The sequence below is a fragment of the Streptomyces virginiae genome, assembly GCF_040638905.1.
Classification (GTDB): domain Bacteria; phylum Actinomycetota; class Actinomycetes; order Streptomycetales; family Streptomycetaceae; genus Streptomyces; species Streptomyces virginiae_B.
On the sequence record NZ_JBEZYV010000019.1, the window covers coordinates 73,897 to 94,571 of the forward strand.

Below are 20,675 nucleotides of genomic sequence, written 5' to 3' on the forward strand. Positions count from 1 at the left end.
TGCCGGGTCAGGCGTTGCTGGCCGTCACCCAGCGCTCCAGGGCGGACCGGGCGGCACCGGAGTCGATGGACTCGGCCGCACGGGTGATGCCGGCCGTGATCTGCTCCTCCAGGCTGCCCGTGCCCGGGTCGAGGGCGACGAGGGCGGCCGCCGAGTTCAGGAGCACGGCGTCGCGTACGGGTCCGGTCTCGCCGGCCAGCAGGCGGCGGGCCACGTCCGCGTTGTACGAGGGGTCCCCGCCGGCCAGGGCGGACACGTCGACCAGGGGGATGCCGACGTCACGCGGGTCGAAGGACTGCTCGGTGACCTTCCCGTCGCGGACCCACCAGACGCGCGAGGTCCCCGTGGTGGTCAGTTCGTCGAGGCCGTCGTCCCCGCGGAAGACGAGCGCGGAGGAGCCGCGCTCGGCGAGTACGCCCGCCACGATGGGGGCCATCCGGGGGTCGGCCACGCCCGTGGCCTGGGCGCGGACGCGGGCCGGGTTGGTCAGCGGGCCGAGGATGTTGAAGGTGGTCCGGATGCCCAGTTCTCGGCGGGCTCCGGCGACGTGCCGCAGGGAGGGGTGGAACTTCACCGCGAAGCAGAAGGTGATGCCGGCCTCCTCGGCGACCTCCACGACCCGCGAGGTGCTCAGGTCGAGGTTGACGCCGAGCTTCTCCAGGACGTCCGAGGAGCCGCTCGCCGAGGACGCGGCCCGGTTGCCGTGCTTGACGACCTTGGCGCCGGTGCCGGCCACCACGACCGCCGACATCGTGGAGATGTTGACCGTCTTGGCCCCGTCGCCGCCGGTGCCGACGATGTCGACGGTGCGGCCGGGCACCTCGATGAGGTTGGCGTGCCCGTACATCGCCCGGACGAGGCCGTTGATCTCCGCGACCGTCTCCCCCTTGGCGCGCAGGGCGACCACGAAGCCGGCGATCTGGGCGTCGGTGGCCTCCCCGCGCATGATGCGGTCCATGGCCCAGGCGGTGTCGTCGGCGCTGAGGTCCTGGCCGGTCAGCAGTGCGTCGAGGACGCCCGGCCAACCACGGGCCGCCACGCTGTCGCCGCCTGTCGGGGTCGCAACGTTCATGGTCCGCTCCTGCTGTTGATGGGGGTTCCACGTCGGATGGGTCGGAGATCAGCCTATCCAGCCCCGGTTACGGCAAAGAGCCCCGTCCAGACACTGGACGGGGCTCTCGCCGTGGCGACACCAGGACTGACCGGAATCAGTCCCTCATGCGGTGGTGCGGGGGATCAGTGGTGGCCGTGGCCGGACTGGATCTCCTTGTACTCCTCCACCGTGGGCTTCGCGATCTGGTTGCCCTCGGCGTAGAAGCCCTTGCTGAGCTTCGCGCGCAGCTTCTCGCTCGCCTTCACCTTGCGCTCGACACCGTTCTCGTCGACCGTCGGGCCGATCTCGATCGGCTTGTACTGCTCGTGCGCGGTGAGGGTGTGCAGCTGGCCCTGCGGGAGCGGCTCGTGGACCTCGACGAACTCACCGTGCGGCAGACGCTTGATGATGCCGGTCTCGCGACCGTGCAGCACCTTGTCGTGGTCCCGGCGCTGGAGGCCGAGGCAGATCCGCTTGGTGACGATGAAGGCGAGGACCGGGACGACGAAGAAGCCGATCCGGACGAACCACGTGATCGAGTTGATCGACAGGTGGAAGTACTGGGCGAACATGTCGTTGCCGCCGCCGATGAGGAGCACGATGTACTCCGCGATCCAGGCGACACCGAAGGCCGTGCGGGTCGGGACGTTGCGCGGGCGGTCCAGGATGTGGTGCTCGCGCTTGTCGCCGGTGACCCAGGACTCGATGAACGGCCAGACGGCGATCGAACCGAGCACCAGCGGGAAGAGCACCAGCGGGATGAACACGCCCAGGACGAGCGTGTGGCCCCACAGGTTGATCTCCCAGCCGGGCATGGCGCGGATCAGGCCTTCCGGCATACCCATGTACCAGTCGGGCTGCGCACCGGTGGACACGTGGTCCGGGCGGTAAGGGCCGAGGGCCCAGATCGGGTTGATCGAGGCGATGGCGGAGACGACCGCGATGACACCGAAGACCAGGAAGAAGAAGCCTCCGGCCTTGGCCATGTAGACCGGCAGCAGCGGCATGCCGACGACGTTGTTGTTCGTCTTGCCGGGACCCGCGTACTGGGTGTGCTTGTGGTAGAAGACCAGGATCAGGTGGGCCACGAGGAGGCCCATCATGATGCCGGGCAGCAGCAGGATGTGCACCGAGTAGAAGCGCGCGACGAAGTCGCCGCCCGGGAACTCCCCGCCGAACAGGAACATCGACAGGTACGTGCCGACGACCGGGACGGACAGGATGGCGCCCTGCATGAAGCGGACACCCGTACCCGAGAGCAGGTCGTCCGGCAGCGAGTAACCGGTGAAGCCGGTGAACATGCCGAGGACCAGCAGCAGGAAGCCGAAGATCCAGTTGACCTCGCGGGGCTTGCGGAACGCGCCGGTGAAGAAGACGCGCATCATGTGCACGATCATCGCCGCGACGAAGATCAGCGCCGCCCAGTGGTGGATCTGGCGGATGAGCAGGCCACCGCGGACGTCGAAGCTGATGTCGAGCGTCGAGGCGAAGGCCTCGGACATCAGTACGCCCTGCATCGGGACGTAGCTGCCGTGGTACTCCACCTCGTTCATGCTCGGGTGGAAGAACAGCGTCAGGTACACACCCGTGAGGATGATGATGATGAAGCTGTAGAGGCAGATCTCACCGAGCATGAAGGACCAGTGGTCCGGGAAGATCTTGCGCATGTTGGCCTTGGCGAGGCTGTAGATGCCCAGGCGGCCGTCCGCCCAGTCCGCTACGCGCTCTCCGGCCGGCGCTTTGCGCGCCTTGTTGTCAGTGGCGGTGCTCATCCGCGCTCCCAGAATGCAGGACCGACGGGCTCTTCGAAGTCGCCGAGCGCTTCGAGGAAGCCTTCGTCATTCACGCCGATCCGCAGCTGCGGGAGGGCGTGCCCGGCCGGGCCGAAGATGACGCGGGCGCCGTCGGAGAGGTCGAAGGTGGACTGGTGGCACGGGCAGAGCACGTGGTGCGTCTGCTGCTCGTACAGGCTGATCGGGCAGCCGACGTGGGTGCAGATCTTCGAGTAGGCCACGATCCCGTCGTGGGACCACTCGAGTTCCTGCTTGTCCTTGATGTCCTCCGGCTGGATGCGGACGATCATCAGGGCGGCCTTGGCGATCTGCGTCTGGAAGTCGTGCTGGTGCTCGTCCAGGCCCTCGGGCATGGCGAACGTCAGCGAACCGACGAGCACGTCCTCGGGACGCAGCGGCTCCATCGTGTTCTGGTTGATGAGCAGCTTGCCCTTGGCCCACATGGTGTGGCGCAGCTTGTCCTCGGGCAGCGGGCCCAGGTCGCGCATGATCACGACGGCGGAGAGCGGCAGCATGGCCAGCGCGCCCAGCATCGTGTTGCGGATCAGCGGACGGCGGCCGATGCCGGACTCGTTCGCACCGTCGGCGAAGTCCTGGAGGACCTTCGCCTTGACCTCCGGCGGAGCGGCGATCTCGTGGCGGTCGTCGGCGACCTCGACGTCGGACATCAGGGTGCGGGCCCAGTGGACCGCGCCCGCGCCGATGCAGAAGAGGGCCGTGCCCAGCGTCATACCCAGGGCGAAGTTGAGCGCGCTGACCTTCCCGAGCGGGAAGATGAAGACGATCTTGTCGACCGGGAAGATCACGTACGAGGCGATGAAGCCGATCGTGGCCAGCATCGACAGCGTGAACAGCATGGCGACGGTGCGCTCGGAACGCTTCGCCGCACGCTCGTCGATGTCCTGGATGCGCGGCTTGTGGACCGGCAGGCCCGGGTCGGCGAACGGGTCGTCCGCCACTGCTACGCCACCGTGGTGGGCGTCGCCCTGCTCGCTCGGCAGGTGCTTCTCTTCGGGAATCTCTTGGCTACTCATGACTTCTTGGCCTTAGCGGTGTGGGCCGCGACCCAGACGGCGACAGCGATCAGCGCACCCAGAGCGAAGATCCAGCCGAACAGACCCTCGGAGACGGGGCCGAGGCCGCCGAGCTTGAGACCACCGGGGTTGGTCGACTTCTCACCGTTCACGTTCTGGAGGTACGCGATGATGTCCTTCTTCTGCTTCTCCGGCATGGTGCTGTCGGGGAAGGAGGGCATGTTCTGCGGGCCGGTCTGCATGGCCTCGTAGATGTGCTTCGGCGAGACGTCCTCAAGGTTGGGGGCGTACTTGCCGTTGGTCAGCGCGCCGCCTTCACCGGTGAAGTTGTGGCACTGCGCGCAGTTGTTGCGGAACAGCTCACCACCGTTGGCGATGTCGGCGTCAGCCGGGTCGTACTGCTTCTCGGTCGGCGTGATCGGGCCGGCTCCGAGGGAGGCGATGTACGCGGCCAGCTGGTCGATCTGCGCCTGGGTGTAGATGACCGGCTTCTTCGGCACCTGGGCGCCGGGCTGCTGGGCGGGCATGCGGCCCGTGCTCACCTGGAAGTCGACGGCCGCGGAGCCGACGCCGACCAGGCTCGGGCCGTCAGAGGAACCCTGACCGCCGGTTCCGTGGCAGCTTGCGCAACCCACGGCGTAGAGCTTCTTGCCCTCCTCGATGGCGAGGGACTGGGCGGTTTCATCGGCCTGCGCCTTGCCCGCGGGAGCAAAGGCGGCGTACAGCCCCCCAGTGGCCGCCAGCGCGAGGAGTAGAACGACGACCGCCGCCAGCGGATGGCGTCGTCGTGCGGAGAGCTTTTTCACGGATTACCCCGGTGTCAGGATCTTCTGCGTCGGTGTGTCTGGATGGAGTGCCGGGTCGGACCCGGTGACGTGTTCGCTACTTGATCAGGTAGATCGTGGCGAAGAGGCCGATCCAGACGACATCGACGAAGTGCCAGTAGTAGGACACGACGATGGCCGACGTGGCCTGTTCGTGGGTGAACCTCTTGGCCGCGTACGTCCGGCCGAGGACCAGCAGGAAGGCGATGAGACCGCCCGTCACGTGCAGCCCGTGGAAGCCGGTGGTCAGGTAGAAGACCGAGCCGTACGGACCGGACGAGAGGCTCATGCCCTCGTGCTTGACCAGCTCGGTGTACTCGAACACCTGGCCGCCAATGAAGATCGCACCCATGACGAACGTGATGATGAACCACGTCCGGAGCTTCTTCACGTCACCGCGCTCCGCGGCGAATACGCCGAGCTGGCAGGTGAGGGAGGAAAGCACCAGGATCGTCGTGTTCGTCGCCGAGAAGGGCAGATTCAAGGCCGAGGCCTGCTCTGTCCAGTACTCGGGACCTGTCACGGATCGCAGGGTGAAGTACATCGCGAAGAGGGCCGCGAAGAACATCAGCTCGGAACTCAACCAGATGATGGTTCCGACGCTGACGAGGTTCGGCCGGTTGACCGTCGGGTGCGCGTGCCCGGTATCTACTGTCGTTGCTGTCGCCACGACCGACATTATGTCGGTCGCTTATCCCGCCCTCACCCCGGGGGGTGCCGTTCGGAGTGTCAGGGGCGTGTGCAAGGCCCGAACGGCCCATCAGATCACCTCTCCGAACGGCGCCGTACACATGTCCGAACCGATGTTGACGGGGCGGCGGGAGGAGTAGCATCCCGCGCAACAGCAACGTGATTCATGGGACACGTGGAGGATCGAAATGCGGGCGACTGCGCGGGTTCTGGTCTACAGCGACGACGCGGGCACCCGGGAGCAGGTGAGACTGGCGGCGGGCCGCCGCCCGGCCGCGGATCTGCCGCCGGTGGAGTTCCTGGAGTGCGCGACCCTGCCGGCGGTCCTGTCGGAGCTGGACGCGGGCGGCATCGACGTGTGCGTGCTGGACGGCGAGGCGGTTCCGGCCGGGGGCATGGGTGTGTGCCGGCAGATCAAGGACGAGATCTTCCGGTGCCCCCCGGTGCTGCTGCTGATGGGCCGCCCGCAGGACGCCTGGCTGGCCACCTGGAGCCGCGCTGACGCCGCCGTGACCCTTCCGGTGGATCCGGTGGAGTTCGCGGACGCCCTGGCGGCCCTGCTGCGTTCCCGGCTGTCCTCCACGGCGGCCTGACGCCCGCCTGCGGCCGGCCCCCGGACCGGGTCCGGGGGCCCTGCCCGCTCGGCCTCAAACCGTCGGCCTGAGGCGGGCCTGGTCGATGTGGCTGCGGCCTTCCCGGGTGCCCTTGAGGAGGGCGCTGCCCTCGCGCCAGTCCTTCCAGTCCATGTTCCAGTCTCCGAACCCGTTGCCGAAGATGTCCATGTCGTCGCCGATGCTGTTGATCACCTGGACGATGTCGCCCTCGGTGATGTTCTCGTAGAACCAGGCGGCGTTGCCGGTGCTCATGCCGGTGCAGCCGTGGCTGACGTTCGCGTAGCCGTGGGAGCCGACGGACCACGGGGCGGCGTGGACGTATTCACCACTCCAGGTGACGCGTGTGGCGTAGTAGACGGGCAGGTTGTAGTACTCGCTGCCGCCGATGCCGACGGTGTCACCGCGCATCTGTACGTAGTACTGCTTGCCCAGCACCACCTTGATGCCGTTGCGGGTGGAGAACCCGGGCTTGCCGGTGGTGACCGGGATGGAATTGATCACTTCTCCGTTGCGCTTGAAGGTGAGCCAGTGCGAGGAGGCGTCGGTGGTGACCTCGACGCGGTCGCCGATCTCCAGCTTCAGCGGCTTGGCGGCGGCTCCGTGGAGCTCGTCGGTGATCTTGATGCCCTCCAGGTTGCTCCGTACGGAGACGGTGGTGTTGGCGGGCCAGTAGTCCTTCGGGCGGTAGTGCAGGTTCTTGTCGTCGACCCAGTGCCAGGCGCCTTCGACCCCGGCCGGGGCGTCGACGATCAGGCCGCGTTCGACGACGGCGCGTGCGGCCTTGTCCTTGACGGGCTCGTTGAGTTCGGCGGTGAGGGGCTGGCCGACGCCGTACTTGCCCTCCTCCGGGCCGAATTCGACCTTCAGGACCCCCTTGGACGGCGTGGTGTCGAAGGCCATCGTGCGCTGGCCCGGGGTGCCCCGTTCGTCCTCCGTCCTCACGGTGACGGTGTAGCGGACGCCTGCGGCCATGGGGGCCGTGCTGTGCCAGCGGTCCCCCTTGGCGCTGAGTTCGCCCGCCAGGCGGCGGCCGTGGGTGTCCACGGCCGTGACGTCCGTGATCCGGCTGCCCTTGCCCTTGGCGGTGACCTCCAGGGGCCGGTTGGGGTCGACGGGGCGCCTGCCTGCGGTCTGGTTGAAGGCGACCTGCTCGCCCGCGTCGACCGGGCGGGCCGAGAGCGGGTTGTCGCCGGACCCGCATGCGGTGGCGCCGGCCCCGAGGGACGCGACCAGCAGGGAGCAGCTGAGTACCGTCCAAAGACGCGGTGAGTGCTTCATGGGGCCAACGCTATGAAGATATGACAATTACGGCGCGCGGGGTGACTGCAAACGAGGGGCCCGGACTCCTCCGAAGAGGTGTCCGGGCCCCACGTGGTGCGCGGCCGGGCCGCGCGTACCGCTTTTCGTCTACTGGTTCGCGTTCTCACCGCGGTAGTACTCGTACACCCAGCCCCACAGGCCGATCATGATGATCGGGGCCGAGAAGTACATGAGCCACCAGCCGAAGATGACGCCCATGAAGGCGAGCGCGCCACCGATGCCCAGCGAGAGCGGCTGCCAGCTGTGCGGGGAGAAGAACCCCAGCTCGCCGGCCTCGTCGGCGACGTCGGCCTCCAGGTTGTCCTGGGCCATCTCGTCGACTCGCTTGGCCGTGAAGGCCAGGTAGTAGCCGATCATGACGCTCAGGCCGAAGGCCAGGAAGAGCGCGGTGGTTCCGACGGGCTCCTTCGACCACACGCCGTACACGACGGCCATGACCAGGATGAAGAAGGAGAGCCAGAGGAACATCTTGCCCTGGATCTTCACTTGCCGGCCTCCTTGTCACCGGTGAGCGCCTTGGTGGCGCCGGCGGTGTGGTCCTCGAGGTGGTCGAGGGCCGCGATCTCCGGGTGGTGCAGGTCGAACGCCGGGGATTCGGAGCGGATGCGCGGCAGGGTGAGGAAGTTGTGCCGCGGCGGCGGGCAGGACGTCGCCCACTCCAGCGAACGGCCGTAGCCCCACGGGTCGTCGACCTCGATCTTCTTGCCGTACTTCGCCGTCTTCCAGACGTTGTACATGAACGGCAGCATCGACAGGCCGAGCACGAACGAGCTGATCGTCGAGATCGTGTTCAGCGCGGTGAAGCCGTCGGCGGCGAGGTAGTCCGCGTAACGACGCGGCATGCCCTCGGCGCCCAGCCAGTGCTGCACCAGGAAGGTGCCGTGGAAGCCGATGAACAGCGTCCAGAAGGTGATCTTGCCGAGGCGCTCGTCCAGCATCTTGCCCGTGAACTTCGGCCACCAGAAGTGGAAGCCGGCGAACATCGCGAACACCACGGTGCCGAAGACGACGTAGTGGAAGTGCGCGACGACGAAGTACGAGTCGGAGACGTGGAAGTCCATCGGGGGCGAGGCCAGGATGACGCCGGTCAGACCACCGAAGGTGAAGGTGACCAGGAAGCCGATCGTCCAGAGCATCGGGGTCTCGAAGGACAGCGAGCCCTTCCACATGGTGCCGATCCAGTTGAAGAACTTCACACCGGTCGGTACCGCGATCAGGAAGGTCATGAAGGAGAAGAACGGCAGCAGCACACCGCCGGTGACGTACATGTGGTGCGCCCACACGGTCACCGAGAGGCCGGCGATCGCGATCGTCGCGGCGATCAGGCCGATGTAACCGAACATCGGCTTGCGCGAGAAGACCGGAATGATCTCGGAGACGATGCCGAAGAACGGCAGCGCGATGATGTACACCTCTGGGTGTCCGAAGAACCAGAAGAGGTGCTGCCACAGCAGGGCGCCACCGTTGGCGGCGTCGAAGATGTGCGAACCGAACTTGCGGTCGGCCTCCAGCGCGAAGAGCGCGGCGGCCAGCACCGGGAAGGCGAGCAGGACCAGGACACCGGTCAGCAGCACGTTCCAGGTGAAGATCGGCATGCGGAACATCGTCATGCCCGGAGCGCGCATGCAGATGATCGTGGTGATGAAGTTGACCGAGCCGAGGATCGTGCCGAAGCCGGAGAAGGCCAGACCCATGATCCACATGTCGGCGCCGATGCCCGGCGAGCGGACCGCGTCCGACAGCGGGGAGTAGGCGAACCAGCCGAAGTCGGCGGCGCCGTTCGGCGTCACGAAGCCGGCCACCGCGATGGTCGAGCCGAAGAGGTACAGCCAGTACGCGAACATGTTCAGCCGCGGGAACGCCACGTCGGGCGCGCCGATCTGCAGCGGCATGATCCAGTTGGCGAAGCCCGCGAACAGCGGGGTGGCGAACATCAGCAGCATGATCGTGCCATGCATGGTGAACGCCTGGTTGAACTGCTCGTTCGACATGATCTGCGTGCCCGGACGGGCCAGCTCGGCGCGCATGAAGAGCGCGAGCAGACCGCCGATGAGGAAGAACACGAACGAGGTGACCAGGTACATCGTGCCGATGGTCTTGTGGTCGGTGGTGGTGAGCCACTTCACGACCACGTTGCCCGGCTGCTTGCGCCGCACCGGCAGCTCGTTCTCGTACGAGTCAGCTGCGGCGGCACCCTGGGATTCGTTGAGGATGCTCACAGTTTGTTCACTTCCGCATTCCGGGCCGGGTCGGTCTGCTGGATACCGGCGGGGAGGAAGCCGGTCTGACCCTTCTCCGCCAGCTCCTTCAGGTACGTCTTGTACGCCTCGGGCGAGACGACCTTGACGTTGAAGAGCATCCGGGAGTGGTCGACGCCGCAGAGCTCGGCGCACTTGCCCATGAAGGTGCCCTCTTGGCTCGGGACGACCTCGAAGACGTTGGTGTGGCCCGGGATGACGTCCTGCTTGAACAGGAAGGGGACCACCCAGAAGGAGTGGATGACGTCATTGGACGACAGGATGAAGCGGACCTTCTCGCCCTTGGGGAGGACCAGGGTCGGACCCGGGTTGCCCGTCTGCGGGTTCCGGTCGCCCGGGACGCCCTTCTCGTAGACGCCCTCGGCGCCCGCCGGGAAGTCCTTGGTGAAGCGGTCCGGGAGGGCGGCGAGCTCCTTGGGAACCGCACCGGCCTTCGGGGTCGCCGCGTCGCCGTCGACGTTCTCGATGTAGTTGAAGCCCCAGCTCCACTGGAAGCCGATCACGTTGATCGTGTGCGGCGGCTTCGGGGTGAGGGCGAGGAGCTTCGACTCGTCACGCGCGGTGAAGTAGAAGAGCACCGAGACGATGATGAGCGGGACCACGGTGTACAGCGCCTCGATGGGCATGTTGTACCGGGTCTGCGCGGGGACCTCGATCTTCGTCCGGCTGCGCCGGTGGAAGATGACGCTCCAGATGATCAGGCCCCACACCAGGATGCCCGTGACGAGCGCGGCCGCCCAGGATCCCTGCCACAGGGAGAGGATGCGCGGCGCCTCCTCGGTTACCGGAGTCGGCATTCCGAGGCGGGGGAAGTCTTTCCATGTATACGAGCAACCAGTGGCGGTCGCCAGGACCACGCCCGCAGTCAGCGCCTGCAGCAGCTTCCGCCGCATCGGGCGCCGCGGCGAGCGGTCGGAGCCGTAGGGACTCACGTAGCGCCTTCCCGAGAGTCTCGGCCCGCGCGGCCGGCCGCGGCCGTGTTCGGGTCGGTCGCCGGCCCTGACGCAGGCAGGGGTTTGGATGTTTATGCGGACCAAACCCTACTGGACGCTATTTGGGGTCGCGCGGGGAGGGTGCCCAACGCGCCGCTACTGTCCCCGAAGGGATGGATCCGCCGTACGGGGGACGGTGCGAATGGCCCTGAATGGCGGGCTCCGGGGACCATCTGACGCCCCCTGACCTCGAACGCTCGGGGCTGGAGTTAGCGTGGCCGGATGCCGTACTTCGACAGCGCGTCCGCCGCTCCCCTGCACCCCGTGGCCCGCCAGGCGTTGCAGGCCTCACTGGACGAGGGCTGGGCCGATCCGGCCCGGCTGTACCGGGAGGGCAGGCGGGCGCGGCTGCTGCTGGACGCGGCGCGGGAGGCGGCCGCGGAGGCGGTGGGATGCCGCGCCGACGAGCTCGTGTTCACTCCTTCGGGGACGCACGCGGTTCACACGGGGGTCGCCGGTGTCCTGGCCGGTCGCCGGCGCGTCGGCGATCATCTGGTCGTATCAGCGGTCGAACACAGTTCTGTACTTCATTCGGCGGCGGCGCACGAGGCGCGCGGCGGAAGCGTTTCAGAGGTCCCGGTGGACCGGTCGGGTGCGGTGTCCGCCGCCGGGTACGCGGCCGCGCTGGTCCCGGCGACCGCCCTGGCCTGCCTGCAGTCGGCCAACCACGAGGTGGGCACGGTCCAGCCGGTGGCCGAGGTCGCCGAGGTCTGCCGGGCGGCCGGGGTACCGCTGCTGGTGGACGCGGCGCAGTCGCTGGCCTGGGGTCCCGTGGAGGGCGCCTGGTCCGTCCTGGCGGCGAGCGCGCACAAATGGGGCGGCCCGCCCGGGGTGGGCCTGCTGGCGGTCCGCAAGGGGGTGCGTTTCTCGCCCCAAGGCGCCGCGGACGAAAGGGAGTCGGGGCGCTCCCCCGGCTTCGCGAACCTTCCCGCGATCGTGGCGGCGGCGGCCTCGCTGCGGGCCGTACGGGCGGAGGCGGACGCGGAGGCGGCCCGGCTGCGCGTCCTGGTGGACCGGATCCGGCGCAGGGTGGTGCGGCTGGTCCCGGACGTGGAGGTGGTCGGCGACGCGGACCGGCGGCTGCCGCACCTGGTCACCTTCTCCTGTCTGTACGTCGACGGGGAGGCGCTGCTGCACGAACTGGACCGGGCGGGCTTCTCGGTCTCCTCGGGCTCCTCCTGCACGAGCTCCACGCTGACCCCCAGTCATGTGCTGCGGGCGATGGGCGTGCTGTCGGAGGGGAACGTACGGGTCTCCCTGCCGCCGGGCACCCCGGCGGAGGAGGTGAACGCGTTCCTGGAGGTGCTGCCGGGTGTGGTGGCGGGCGTACGGGAGCGGCTCGGCGTGACGGAGCCGGCCGTGACGGCCCCGGAGGCGGACTCCCTGGAGCTCGACGCGCTCGGCCTGCGGTGCCCCCAGCCGGTGATCGAGCTGGCCCGGGCCATCACCCGGGTGCCGGTGGGCGGCACGGTGACGGTCCTGTCGGACGACGAGGTGGCCCGGCTGGACATCCCGGCCTGGTGCGCGATGCGGGGCCACGACTACCTGGGCGAATCCCCCCGCCCCGCCGGCACGGCCTACACGGTCCGCCGCCTGTCGTAGCCCGCCGTCGTCCCAGGCGCGGGCCCGGGCGCAGCCCGGTGCCCGACGCAGCCTGCGGGGGTCCGGGCGCAGCCCCGTGCCCGGCACAGCCGGCGGGGGTCCGGCGCAGCCGGCGGGGTCCGGGCGGAGCCCGGGAAACGGAGAAAGGGCGGGGCGGGGAGGGCTCCGCGCAGCGGCGGCACGGGCCTACCCCCACCCGGGGCCGGAACGGCCCGGGGCGGCATGCCCCGGGACCCTGCTCCGGTCGGCGTCACGCCAGGTGGGCTCGGACCTCGGCCGCCGCGTCCTCGCCGTAGGCCTTGGTGAAGCGCTCCATGAAGTGGGCACGGGCCAGGGTGTACTCCTGGGTGCCCAGCGTCTCGATGACGAGGGTGGCGAGCATGCAGCCGACCTGCGCCGCGCGCTCCAGGCCGACGCCCCAGCCCAGGCCGGTCAGGAACCCGGCGCGGAAGGCGTCGCCGACGCCGGTCGGGTCGACCTTCGCGTTCTCCTCCGGGCAGCCGACGACGATCGTTTCCTCGCCGACCCGCTCGATCTTGACGCCGTTGGAGCCCAGCGTGGTCACGCGGGTGCCGACCTTGGAGAGGATCTCCTCGTCCGTCCAGCCGGACTTCGACTCGATGAGGCCCTTCTCGTACTCGTTCGAGAAGAGGTAGGTCGCGCCCTCCATCAGGGTGCGGATGTTGTCGCCGTCCATACGGGCGATCTGCTGCGAGAAGTCGGCGGCGAAGGGGATCTGCCGCGTCCGGCACTCCTCCGTGTGGCGCAGCATCGCCTCGGGGTCGTCCGCGCCGATGAGGACGAGGTCGAGCCCGCCCACGCGGTCTGCCACGGACTTCAGCTCGATCAGGCGGGCCTCGCTCATCGCGCCCGTGTAGAAGGAGCCGATCTGGTTGTGGTCGGAGTCCGTGGTGCACACGAAGCGCGCGGTGTGCAGCACCTCTGAGATGCGGACGGAGTCGGTGTCGACGCCGTGGCGCTCCAGCCAGGCGCGGTACTCGTCGAAGTCGGAGCCGGCGGCGCCGACCAGGATCGGGCGGCTGCCGAGCTGACCCATGCCGAAGCAGATGTTCGGGCCGACACCGCCCCGCCGGACGTCGAGGTTGTCGACGAGGAAGGAGAGGGAGACCGTGTGCAGCTGGTCGGCGACCAGCTGGTCGGCGAAACGGCCGGGGAAGGTCATGAGGTGGTCGGTGGCGATGGAGCCGGTGACTGCGATGCGCACGGCGTGGACGCTCCTGCTGAGGACGGCGAGGGACAGTCAAAACTACCCGGTAAGTGACCCCTGGCCGAACCCCAGAAACTACCCCTTAGTAGGTCTTTCTTCGCGGGAGCTCCGGTGCCTACGGTGCCTCCATGACCTATACCGACGGTTACGGCTCTTGCGAGTACACCGCTGACAGGCGCGCGGCGGAAGGCCCGGGACGGCCCGGCTTCGCCCGTCTGCTCGGGGACTGCGCCCGGATGGCCCCGCACTGGGGCGTCGAGGAGGGTCCCGCGCCGGTCCGGGTGGCGCCTTCGCAGATCCACGGGGTCCGGGTGCCGGCCGCGTCGGCCCGGCTGATCGCCTCCACCGCCGCGTACGGGGACCAGTAGGGGACCGCGGGAGACCGGAGGGGAACCGGTTGCGCCCCTGCTCCGTCACACCCGCATCAGACACTGCGGGACCAGTGAAGGAGCGATGCGGTGACCAGCGAAGAACCCGGTACGACAAGCGGCACACGACGGCGGCCCGCCTGGGTCGTCGGCTCGATCGCGGCCGCCGTCCTGCTCGTGGGCGGCGGTACCGCCTACTGGGCGTCCGCGGCCCAGGGTGACGGCGGTTCTGCCCGCCGTACGGGTGACAGCGCGGCCTCCGCGCCCCGTGACGCGGGAGACCCCTCGGGCCCGGGCATCGCACCCGGGGAGCCGGATCCGTCGGGCGCGGGCGTGGTCTACCGGGCCGACGTGAAACTGCCCGAGGCCCCTGCGACGGCGCCCGCCTACAGCGTGTCCGGTGAGATCGCGCAGGCCGAGGTGGCCCGGCTCGCGGCGGCCCTGGGCATCTCGGGCGCGCCCCGGCTGGAGGGGGACGTCTGGCTGGCCGGGGAGGCCGCCGACGGTTCCGGGCCGCGCCTCACGGTGGCCCGTACGGCTCCGGGCACCTGGAACTTCAACCGCTTCCAGGCGGGCGGCGACGGCGCGGGCAACGGCGCCGGGGACGACTGCGTGCGCGGCAAGGACACCTGCGGCCCCGCCACCCTCCCGCGGGACGCCGGCGGTACGGGCGGGAGCGGCAAGCCGGTCTCCGAGGAGGCGGCCAAGGCCGCCGCGGGCCCGGTGCTGGCCGCCCTGGGGCAGGGCGGCGCGAAGCTGGACGCCCGGCTCACCCAGGGAGCGGTGCGGGTGGTGAGCGCGGACCCGGTGGTCGGCGGGCTGCCCACGCAGGGCTGGTCCACCAAGGTGAGCGTGGGCGCGGACGGCTCGGTGGTCGGCGGCAACGGCGAGCTGAAGGCGCCGGTACGGGCGGCCGACCAGCCGGTGGTCGGAGCCGTGGAGACGCTGGCCCGGCTGAACGCGAGGTCGGGCGGCGGGGGCGGCAATCCGGAGCCCAGCGGCTGCGCGAGCGCGGCGCCGCTGGCGGCGGACCCCGCGGGGGGTGCCACGGACACGGTGCCGTGCAATCCGGAGCCGCGGCCGATGAAGCCGCCGCGCACGGAGACGGTCAAGGGCGCGGTGCTCGGACTGGTTCCGGGGACGGTCGAGGGCTCTCGCGGCCTGGTCCCGGCCTGGCTGTTCGAGGTGGCGGGCCGGGACGGCGCGCCCGGCCACACGGTGGCCGAGCCGGCGTCCGCGCAGCAGAGCACGCCGGGCCCGAAGGACGGCCGTACGGTGCCCGGGTTCTCGTACAAGGAGGACGACAGGAAGCTGACGGTGAACTTCTGGGGCAGCGTCTGCAGCACCTACGCCGTGGAGGCGCGGGAGCAGGCGGAGTCGGTGCTGGTGAAGATCACGGATACGCCGAACAAGCCGGGTCAGGCCTGCATCATGCTGGCGGAGGAGAGGTCCCTGTCGGTGACCTTGAAGGAGCCGCTCGGCGACCGGAAGGTGCTGGACGCCACGACGGGCAAGCCGCTGCCCCGGCAGTAGCGGACACCTGGCAGGAGCGGAATACGCCCTGGACACGCTGGACACGGGCGAGGGCCCGTCCCCGGTCGGATGCGACCGGGGACGGGCCCTCCTCGTGCGGGGGCGGTTCAGGCTTAGCTGAACGAGTCGCCGCAGGCGCAGGAGCCCGTGGCGTTCGGGTTGTCGATCGTGAAGCCCTGCTTCTCGATGGTGTCGACGAAGTCGATGGAGGCGCCGCCCAGGTACGGGGCGCTCATGCGGTCCGTGACGACCTTCACACCGTCGAAGTCCTTCACGACGTCCCCGTCGAGGGAGCGCTCGTCGAAGAAGAGCTGGTAGCGCAGGCCGGAGCAGCCGCCGGGCTGGACGGCGACGCGGAGCGCCAGGTCATCGCGGCCTTCCTGCTCCAGCAGGGTCCTGACCTTCTCGGCGGCGGCGTCGGACAGGAGGATGCCGTCGCTCACAGTGGTCTTGTCGTCCTGTACGGACATCTGCATTCACTCCCGAAGTGGGCGGCTCCCCGCCGGGGGGCGGGGAAACGTCGGACTCTTGCCGTCGGTGGCAACGAGCGGGACCGCGGATTCATTCCGGGACCCGACGCTTGTTTCAGATATTCATGCTCGCACACCGCGCGCGGGCCCGGGCCCGGCGAATCGAGGGCTGATGCGTCACATTGACACTATCGGCATCGTCAAAGTGACGTGAAGCAGTTATGATAGATAGCGTCAAGTAGACGAGAAGTGTCGAAGCGATGATTCTGAAATCCCTCGTCGCAGAACAGAAAGGGTGCGTGTCGTGACCACCGCCCAGCCGTTGGACGTCCAGCCGACGCCCCTTGCCCTGCTCCTGCTCGGCCGTGAGGCCGACCCCAGGAGCGAGCGCGGGGTGGAGTGCCCCGGCGACCTGCCCTCGCCGTCGGACCCGGACCTCGTGGAGCGCGCCCGCGCGGCCAAGGAGAAGCTCGGGGACAAGGTCTTCATCCTCGGCCACCACTACCAGCGTGACGAGGTCATCGAGTTCGCCGACGTCACCGGTGACTCCTTCAAGCTGGCCAAGGACGCGGCCGCCAAGCCGGAGGCCGAGTACATCGTCTTCTGCGGCGTCCACTTCATGGCCGAGTCCGCGGACATCCTGACCTCGGACGACCAGAAGGTGGTCCTGCCGGACCTGGCCGCCGGCTGCTCGATGGCCGACATGGCCACCGCCGAGCAGGTCGCGGAGTGCTGGGACGTGCTGACCGAGGCGGGCGTCGCCGGCTCGACGGTCCCCGTCTCGTACATGAACTCCTCCGCCGACATCAAGGCCTTCACGGGCAAGCACGGCGGCACGATCTGCACCTCGTCCAACGCGAAGAAGGCCCTGGAGTGGGCGTTCGAGCAGGGCGAGAAGGTGCTCTTCCTCCCGGACCAGCACCTGGGCCGCAACACGGCCGTCCGCGACATGGGCATGTCCCTGGACGACTGCGTGCTCTACAACCCGCACAAGCCGAACGGCGGCCTGACCGCCGAGCAGCTGCGCAACGCCAAGATGATCCTGTGGCGCGGGCACTGCTCGGTCCACGGCCGGTTCTCGGTCGACTCGGTCAACGACGTCCGCGCCCGCATCCCCGGCGTGAACGTCCTGGTCCACCCCGAGTGCAAGCACGAGGTCGTCGCGGCCGCGGACTACGTCGGCTCGACGGAGTACATCATCAAGGCGCTGGAGGCGGCCCCGGCCGGCTCCAAGTGGGCCATCGGCACCGAACTGAACCTGGTCCGCCGCCTGGCGAACCGATTCGCCGCAGAGGACAAGGAAGTCGTCTTCCTCGACAAGACGGTCTGCTTCTGCTCGACGATGAACCGCATCGACCTCCCGCACCTGGTGTGGACGCTGGAGTCCCTGGCCGAGGGCACCCTCGTCAACCAGATCCAGGTCGACAAGGAGACGGAGAGCTTCGCCAAGCTCGCCCTGGAGCGCATGCTCGCCCTCCCGTAGCCGCAGGCCGCGTCCGCGGCTCCCGTGCCACGCGCCGAAGGGGCGCCCCCGACCGGGGGCGCCCCTTCGTGTTCCCGCCGCCGGACGGCGCGGGCCCCGTGGGGCCCGCGCCACCGGTCAGACCTTGGCGGGCTCGCCGTCGTCCTCGGTCGCGGGCGGAGCGGCCGGAACCGCCGTCAGGCGGGCCTCGCGCTTCGCGGAGCGCTTGGCGCGGCGGCGTTCCTTGCGGAGCTCCACCATCGTGTAGAGGGTCGGCACCAGGAGCAGCGTCAGCAGGGTCGAGCTGACCAGGCCGCCGATCACCACGACCGCGAGCGGCTGCGAGATGAAGCCGCCCTCGCCGGTGACGCCCAGCGCCATCGGCAGCAGCGCGAAGATCGTCGCCAGGGCCGTCATGAGGATCGGCCGCAGGCGGTGCCGGCCGCCCTCGACGACCGCCTCGACGACGCCGAGGCCCTGGGCGCGGTACTGGTTGACCAGGTCGATCAGGACGATCGCGTTGGTCACGACGATGCCGATGAGCATCAGCATGCCGATCATCGCCGGGACGCCCATCGGGGTGCCGGTGACGAGGAGCAGGCCGAGGGCGCCGGTCGCCGCGAACGGGATGGAGACCAGCAGGATCAGCGGCTGGACCAGCGAACGGAAGGTCGCGACCAGCAGCATGAACACGATCGCGATGGCCGCGAGCATGGCGAGGCCGAGCGAGCCGAACGCCTCGTCCTGGTCCTCGGAGACACCGCCGATGGAGGCGGTGGCGCCCTCGGGCAGGTCCAGGGCCTTGAGCTTCGTCTGGAGCTCGGCGCTGACCGCGCCCGTGTTGTCGCCCTGCGGGCGCGCGGTGATGGTCGCGGCGCGGGCGCCGTCGATCCGGGTCATCGCGACCGGGCCGGGGACCTCCTTGACCTCGGCGATGTCGCCGAGCTTGACCGGGCCGACCGGGAGCGCCTGCAGTTCGGCCAGGGTGGTGGCCGGCTGCGCGGACTTGATGACGATGTCCCGCTCGGTGTCGTCCAGTACGGCCTTGCCCGCCGGGTTGCCCCGTACGGCCTGGGCGACGACTGCGCCGAGCGCGGCCTGGTTCAGGCCCGCCTCCGCCGCCTTGGGGGTGGCGGTCACCGAGATCCGGGGCACGGACTGGGACAGGTCGCTCTGCACGTCGGTGACGTTGTCGAGCTCGGCCACCTCGGCACGGACCTGCTCGGCGGCCTTGGCGAGGACCTCGCCGTCGCCGGCCTTGACGACCACGCTGAGGTTCTGGCTGCCGAAGGCGTCGCCCGCGGCGATGCGCGTCTCGCCGATGCCGTCGAGGGCGGCCAGCTGGTCCTCGATCCGCTTCTTCACGGCCTCGCCGTCGCCGGCGTCCTCGAGGGTGACCTGATAGGAGGCCTGGTTGGAGCCGGTGCCGCCGCCGAAGGCCGCGAGGAAGCCGGAGGAGCCGACGGTGACCTGGTAGCTCTTGACGCCGTCGACCGAGCCCAGCACCTTCTCGATCTTGCGGCTCGCCTCGTCCGCGGCGGCCAGCGAGGTGCCCGGGGCGAGTTCCTGCTTGACGGTCAGGAGGTCCTGCTCGCCCTGGTCGAAGAAGTTGGTCTTCAGCATGGGGGTCATGCCGAAGGTGCCGAGGAGGACGACCACCGCGATGGCCACACTGGTCAGGCGGCGCCGGGTGGCGAAGCCCAGGACGCGGACGTAGAACCGCTGGAGGCGGCTGCGCGCCTCCTTCTCCTCGGCCTCGCGCCGGACCTTCGCGGCGCTCTCGGCGTCGCCGGCGGTGATGCCCTCGGGGGCGCTGAGGAACCAGTACGACAGGACCGGAACGACCGTCAGGGAGACTAGCAGCGAGGCCAGCAGGGCCGCGGTGACGGTGAGCGAGAAGGACCCGAAGAGCTCGCCGATCATGCCGCCGGTCAGGCCGATGGGCAGGAACACGGCCACGGTGGTGAGCGTGGAGGAGGTGACTGCGCCGGCCACCTCCTTGACCGCGGTGACGATCGCGGCCTCGCGCTCCTCGCCGTAGCCGAGGTGGCGCTTGATGTTCTCCAGGACCACGATCGAGTCGTCGACGACCCGGCCGATGGCGATGGTCAGCGCGCCCAGGGTCAGCATGTTGAGCGACAGGTCGCGGGTCCACAGCACGATGAGCGCGAGGACCACGGACAGCGGGATGGAGACCGCGGTGACCAGCGTCGAGCGCAGCGAGGCCAGGAAGACCAGGATCACGATCACCGCGAAGAGCAGGCCGAGCATGCCCTCGGTGGTGAGGCTGGAGATGGACTTGGCCACCGCCGGGCCCTGGTCGCTGACGACGGTCAGGTCGGCGCCGGCGCCGAGCGTGGAGCGCAGCTCGGGCAGCTTGTCCTTGACGGCGTCGGAGATGGCGACGGCGCTGCCGTCCTTGTCCATGGTGAGGACGAGAGCGAGGCTGGGCTTGCCGTTGGTGCGGGTGATGGAGACGGCCTTGGCCGGCTCCTGCTTGACGGCGGCGACGTCGCCGAGGCGGACCGCGGGCTTGCCCGGGCCGGGGCTCAGCCGCAGGTCCTCGACCTGGGCGAGGGAGGTGAAGCCGTTGCCCACGCGGACGGTGCGGTTCTTGCCCGCCTCGTCGAATGAGCCGGCGGGGACGGCGGCGCCGCCCGCCTGGAGGCCCTGCGCGAGGGCCGCGCCGTCGAGGCCGGCGGCGGCGAGCCCGGCGTCGTCGGGGGTGACGGTGACCTGGAGGTCCTGGACGCCGTCGACGCTGACCTGGCCGACGCCCTCGATGTCCGACAGGACGGGGACGACGGACTTCTCCAGCTGGTCGGCGAGCGCCTGCTGGTCCTTGTCGGAGGTGACGGCCAGGATGACCGTCGGGATGTCGTCGGTGGAGCCGGCCACCACCTGCGGGTCCACGTCGGCGGGCAGCCGGACGCGGGCCCGGTTGACGGCCTGCTGGACGTCGGCGACGAGCTGCTTGGTGCCGCTGTCGCCGTAGTCGAAGGTGGCCATGATGAGGGCGTTGCCCTCGCTGGCGGTGGAGGTGATGCCGGTGATGCCGTCGACGCCCTTGAGCATGGCCTCGATGGGTTCGACGACCTGCTTCTCCACCACGTCGGGGGAGGCGCCCTGGTACGGCGCAAGCACGGACACCATCGGGAGTTCGATGGAGGGCAGCAGCTGCTGCTTGAGCTGCGGGACGGCTATGGCGCCGAAGAGGAGCGCGACGATCGACACGAGGCCGACCAACGCCCTTTGGGCAAGGCTGAAGCGGGACAGCCAGGACATGGGTATGGGATCTCTCTGCAGTGACGAACGCGAGGGCACTCCCACCCTGTCCCACCGGGCGGGGGCGTTTCGTCGCTCGCAGGTGCCGTCCTTATGTACGGCATACCGC

The 20,675-nt window shown here is 69.4% G+C and carries 17 protein-coding genes; 5 read left to right on the top strand and 12 right to left on the bottom strand.

Annotated elements, in window-relative coordinates; genetic code table 11:
* Nucleotides 1-7 precede the first annotated feature (7 nt).
* From trpD to ctaE, 5 genes are all read right to left on the bottom strand, one after another.
* Nucleotides 8-1,072 (bottom strand): anthranilate phosphoribosyltransferase, encoded by a 1,065-nt coding sequence (gene trpD, locus AB0F82_RS24285; protein WP_356812984.1) that lies wholly within the window; start codon nt 1,070-1,072, stop codon nt 8-10.
* A 164-nt stretch (nt 1,073-1,236) separates the two neighbouring features.
* Nucleotides 1,237-2,865: a cytochrome bc1 complex cytochrome b subunit gene (qcrB, locus tag AB0F82_RS24290; protein ID WP_356812985.1), complete on the bottom strand. Its 1,629-nt coding sequence runs from the start codon at nt 2,863-2,865 to the stop codon at nt 1,237-1,239.
* Complete coding sequence (gene qcrA / locus AB0F82_RS24295; RefSeq protein WP_356812986.1) at nt 2,862-3,920, bottom strand: cytochrome bc1 complex Rieske iron-sulfur subunit; 1,059 nt, start codon at nt 3,918-3,920, stop codon at nt 2,862-2,864. Before qcrA ends, qcrB begins: the two co-directional genes overlap by 4 nt.
* Nucleotides 3,917-4,726: a cytochrome bc1 complex diheme cytochrome c subunit gene (qcrC, locus tag AB0F82_RS24300; protein ID WP_030036316.1), complete on the bottom strand. Its 810-nt coding sequence runs from the start codon at nt 4,724-4,726 to the stop codon at nt 3,917-3,919. Before qcrC ends, qcrA begins: the two co-directional genes overlap by 4 nt.
* A gap of 76 nt (nt 4,727-4,802) precedes the next feature.
* Nucleotides 4,803-5,423 (bottom strand): aa3-type cytochrome oxidase subunit III, encoded by a 621-nt coding sequence (gene ctaE, locus AB0F82_RS24305; RefSeq protein ID WP_030036314.1) that lies wholly within the window; start codon nt 5,421-5,423, stop codon nt 4,803-4,805.
* Between the two features lie 199 nt (nt 5,424-5,622).
* Between ctaE and AB0F82_RS24310 the strand changes: the two genes are divergently transcribed.
* Nucleotides 5,623-6,027: a hypothetical protein gene (locus AB0F82_RS24310; protein ID WP_362631218.1), complete on the top strand. Its 405-nt coding sequence runs from the start codon at nt 5,623-5,625 to the stop codon at nt 6,025-6,027.
* A gap of 54 nt (nt 6,028-6,081) precedes the next feature.
* Here the strand turns inward: AB0F82_RS24310 and AB0F82_RS24315 are convergent, their stop codons facing one another.
* From AB0F82_RS24315 to ctaC, 4 genes are all read right to left on the bottom strand, one after another.
* A complete protein-coding gene (locus AB0F82_RS24315; RefSeq protein ID WP_362631220.1) occupies nt 6,082-7,326 on the bottom strand; it encodes a L,D-transpeptidase in 1,245 nt (414 codons plus the stop codon).
* Between the two features lie 129 nt (nt 7,327-7,455).
* Entirely contained in the window at nt 7,456-7,854 is a 399-nt protein-coding gene (locus tag AB0F82_RS24320; RefSeq protein WP_356812989.1) for a cytochrome c oxidase subunit 4, read from the bottom strand.
* Entirely contained in the window at nt 7,851-9,587 is a 1,737-nt protein-coding gene (gene ctaD, locus AB0F82_RS24325; RefSeq protein ID WP_356812990.1) for an aa3-type cytochrome oxidase subunit I, read from the bottom strand. Before ctaD ends, AB0F82_RS24320 begins: the two co-directional genes overlap by 4 nt.
* Nucleotides 9,584-10,558: an aa3-type cytochrome oxidase subunit II gene (ctaC, locus tag AB0F82_RS24330; RefSeq protein ID WP_362631223.1), complete on the bottom strand. Its 975-nt coding sequence runs from the start codon at nt 10,556-10,558 to the stop codon at nt 9,584-9,586. The genes ctaD and ctaC overlap by 4 nt, the downstream gene beginning before the upstream one ends.
* Nucleotides 10,559-10,840: 282 nt before the next feature.
* Here ctaC and AB0F82_RS24335 point away from each other — a divergent pair, with 282 nt between their 5' ends.
* Nucleotides 10,841-12,220 (top strand): cysteine desulfurase/sulfurtransferase TusA family protein, encoded by a 1,380-nt coding sequence (locus tag AB0F82_RS24335; RefSeq protein ID WP_362631224.1) that lies wholly within the window; start codon nt 10,841-10,843, stop codon nt 12,218-12,220.
* Between the two features lie 250 nt (nt 12,221-12,470).
* On the opposite strand, the gene AB0F82_RS24340 is transcribed toward AB0F82_RS24335, so the two are convergent.
* Nucleotides 12,471-13,445, bottom strand: coding sequence for a carbohydrate kinase family protein (locus AB0F82_RS24340; protein WP_362631226.1), 975 nt, complete (start codon nt 13,443-13,445; stop codon nt 12,471-12,473).
* A 131-nt stretch (nt 13,446-13,576) separates the two neighbouring features.
* Between AB0F82_RS24340 and AB0F82_RS24345 the strand changes: the two genes are divergently transcribed.
* Both AB0F82_RS24345 and AB0F82_RS24350 read left to right on the top strand, forming a co-directional pair.
* Nucleotides 13,577-13,816 (top strand): hypothetical protein, encoded by a 240-nt coding sequence (locus AB0F82_RS24345; protein WP_356816030.1) that lies wholly within the window; start codon nt 13,577-13,579, stop codon nt 13,814-13,816.
* A gap of 90 nt (nt 13,817-13,906) precedes the next feature.
* The gene (locus tag AB0F82_RS24350; protein WP_362631229.1) at nt 13,907-15,349 is read left to right on the top strand and encodes a hypothetical protein; all 1,443 of its coding nucleotides are present in this window, start codon (nt 13,907-13,909) and stop codon (nt 15,347-15,349) included.
* Nucleotides 15,350-15,462: 113 nt separating this feature from the next.
* On the opposite strand, the gene AB0F82_RS24355 is transcribed toward AB0F82_RS24350, so the two are convergent.
* A complete protein-coding gene (locus AB0F82_RS24355; RefSeq protein ID WP_030029080.1) occupies nt 15,463-15,819 on the bottom strand; it encodes a HesB/IscA family protein in 357 nt (118 codons plus the stop codon).
* 295 nt (nt 15,820-16,114) lie between these two features.
* Here AB0F82_RS24355 and nadA point away from each other — a divergent pair, with 295 nt between their 5' ends.
* Nucleotides 16,115-17,302 (top strand): quinolinate synthase NadA, encoded by a 1,188-nt coding sequence (gene nadA / locus AB0F82_RS24360; RefSeq protein WP_362631230.1) that lies wholly within the window; start codon nt 16,115-16,117, stop codon nt 17,300-17,302.
* 117 nt (nt 17,303-17,419) lie between these two features.
* Here the strand turns inward: nadA and AB0F82_RS24365 are convergent, their stop codons facing one another.
* Nucleotides 17,420-20,566 carry an efflux RND transporter permease subunit gene (locus AB0F82_RS24365; protein ID WP_362631232.1) on the bottom strand — a complete coding sequence of 1,049 codons (3,147 nt, stop codon included), beginning with the start codon at nt 20,564-20,566 and terminating at the stop codon, nt 17,420-17,422.
* Nucleotides 20,567-20,675 lie beyond the last annotated feature (109 nt).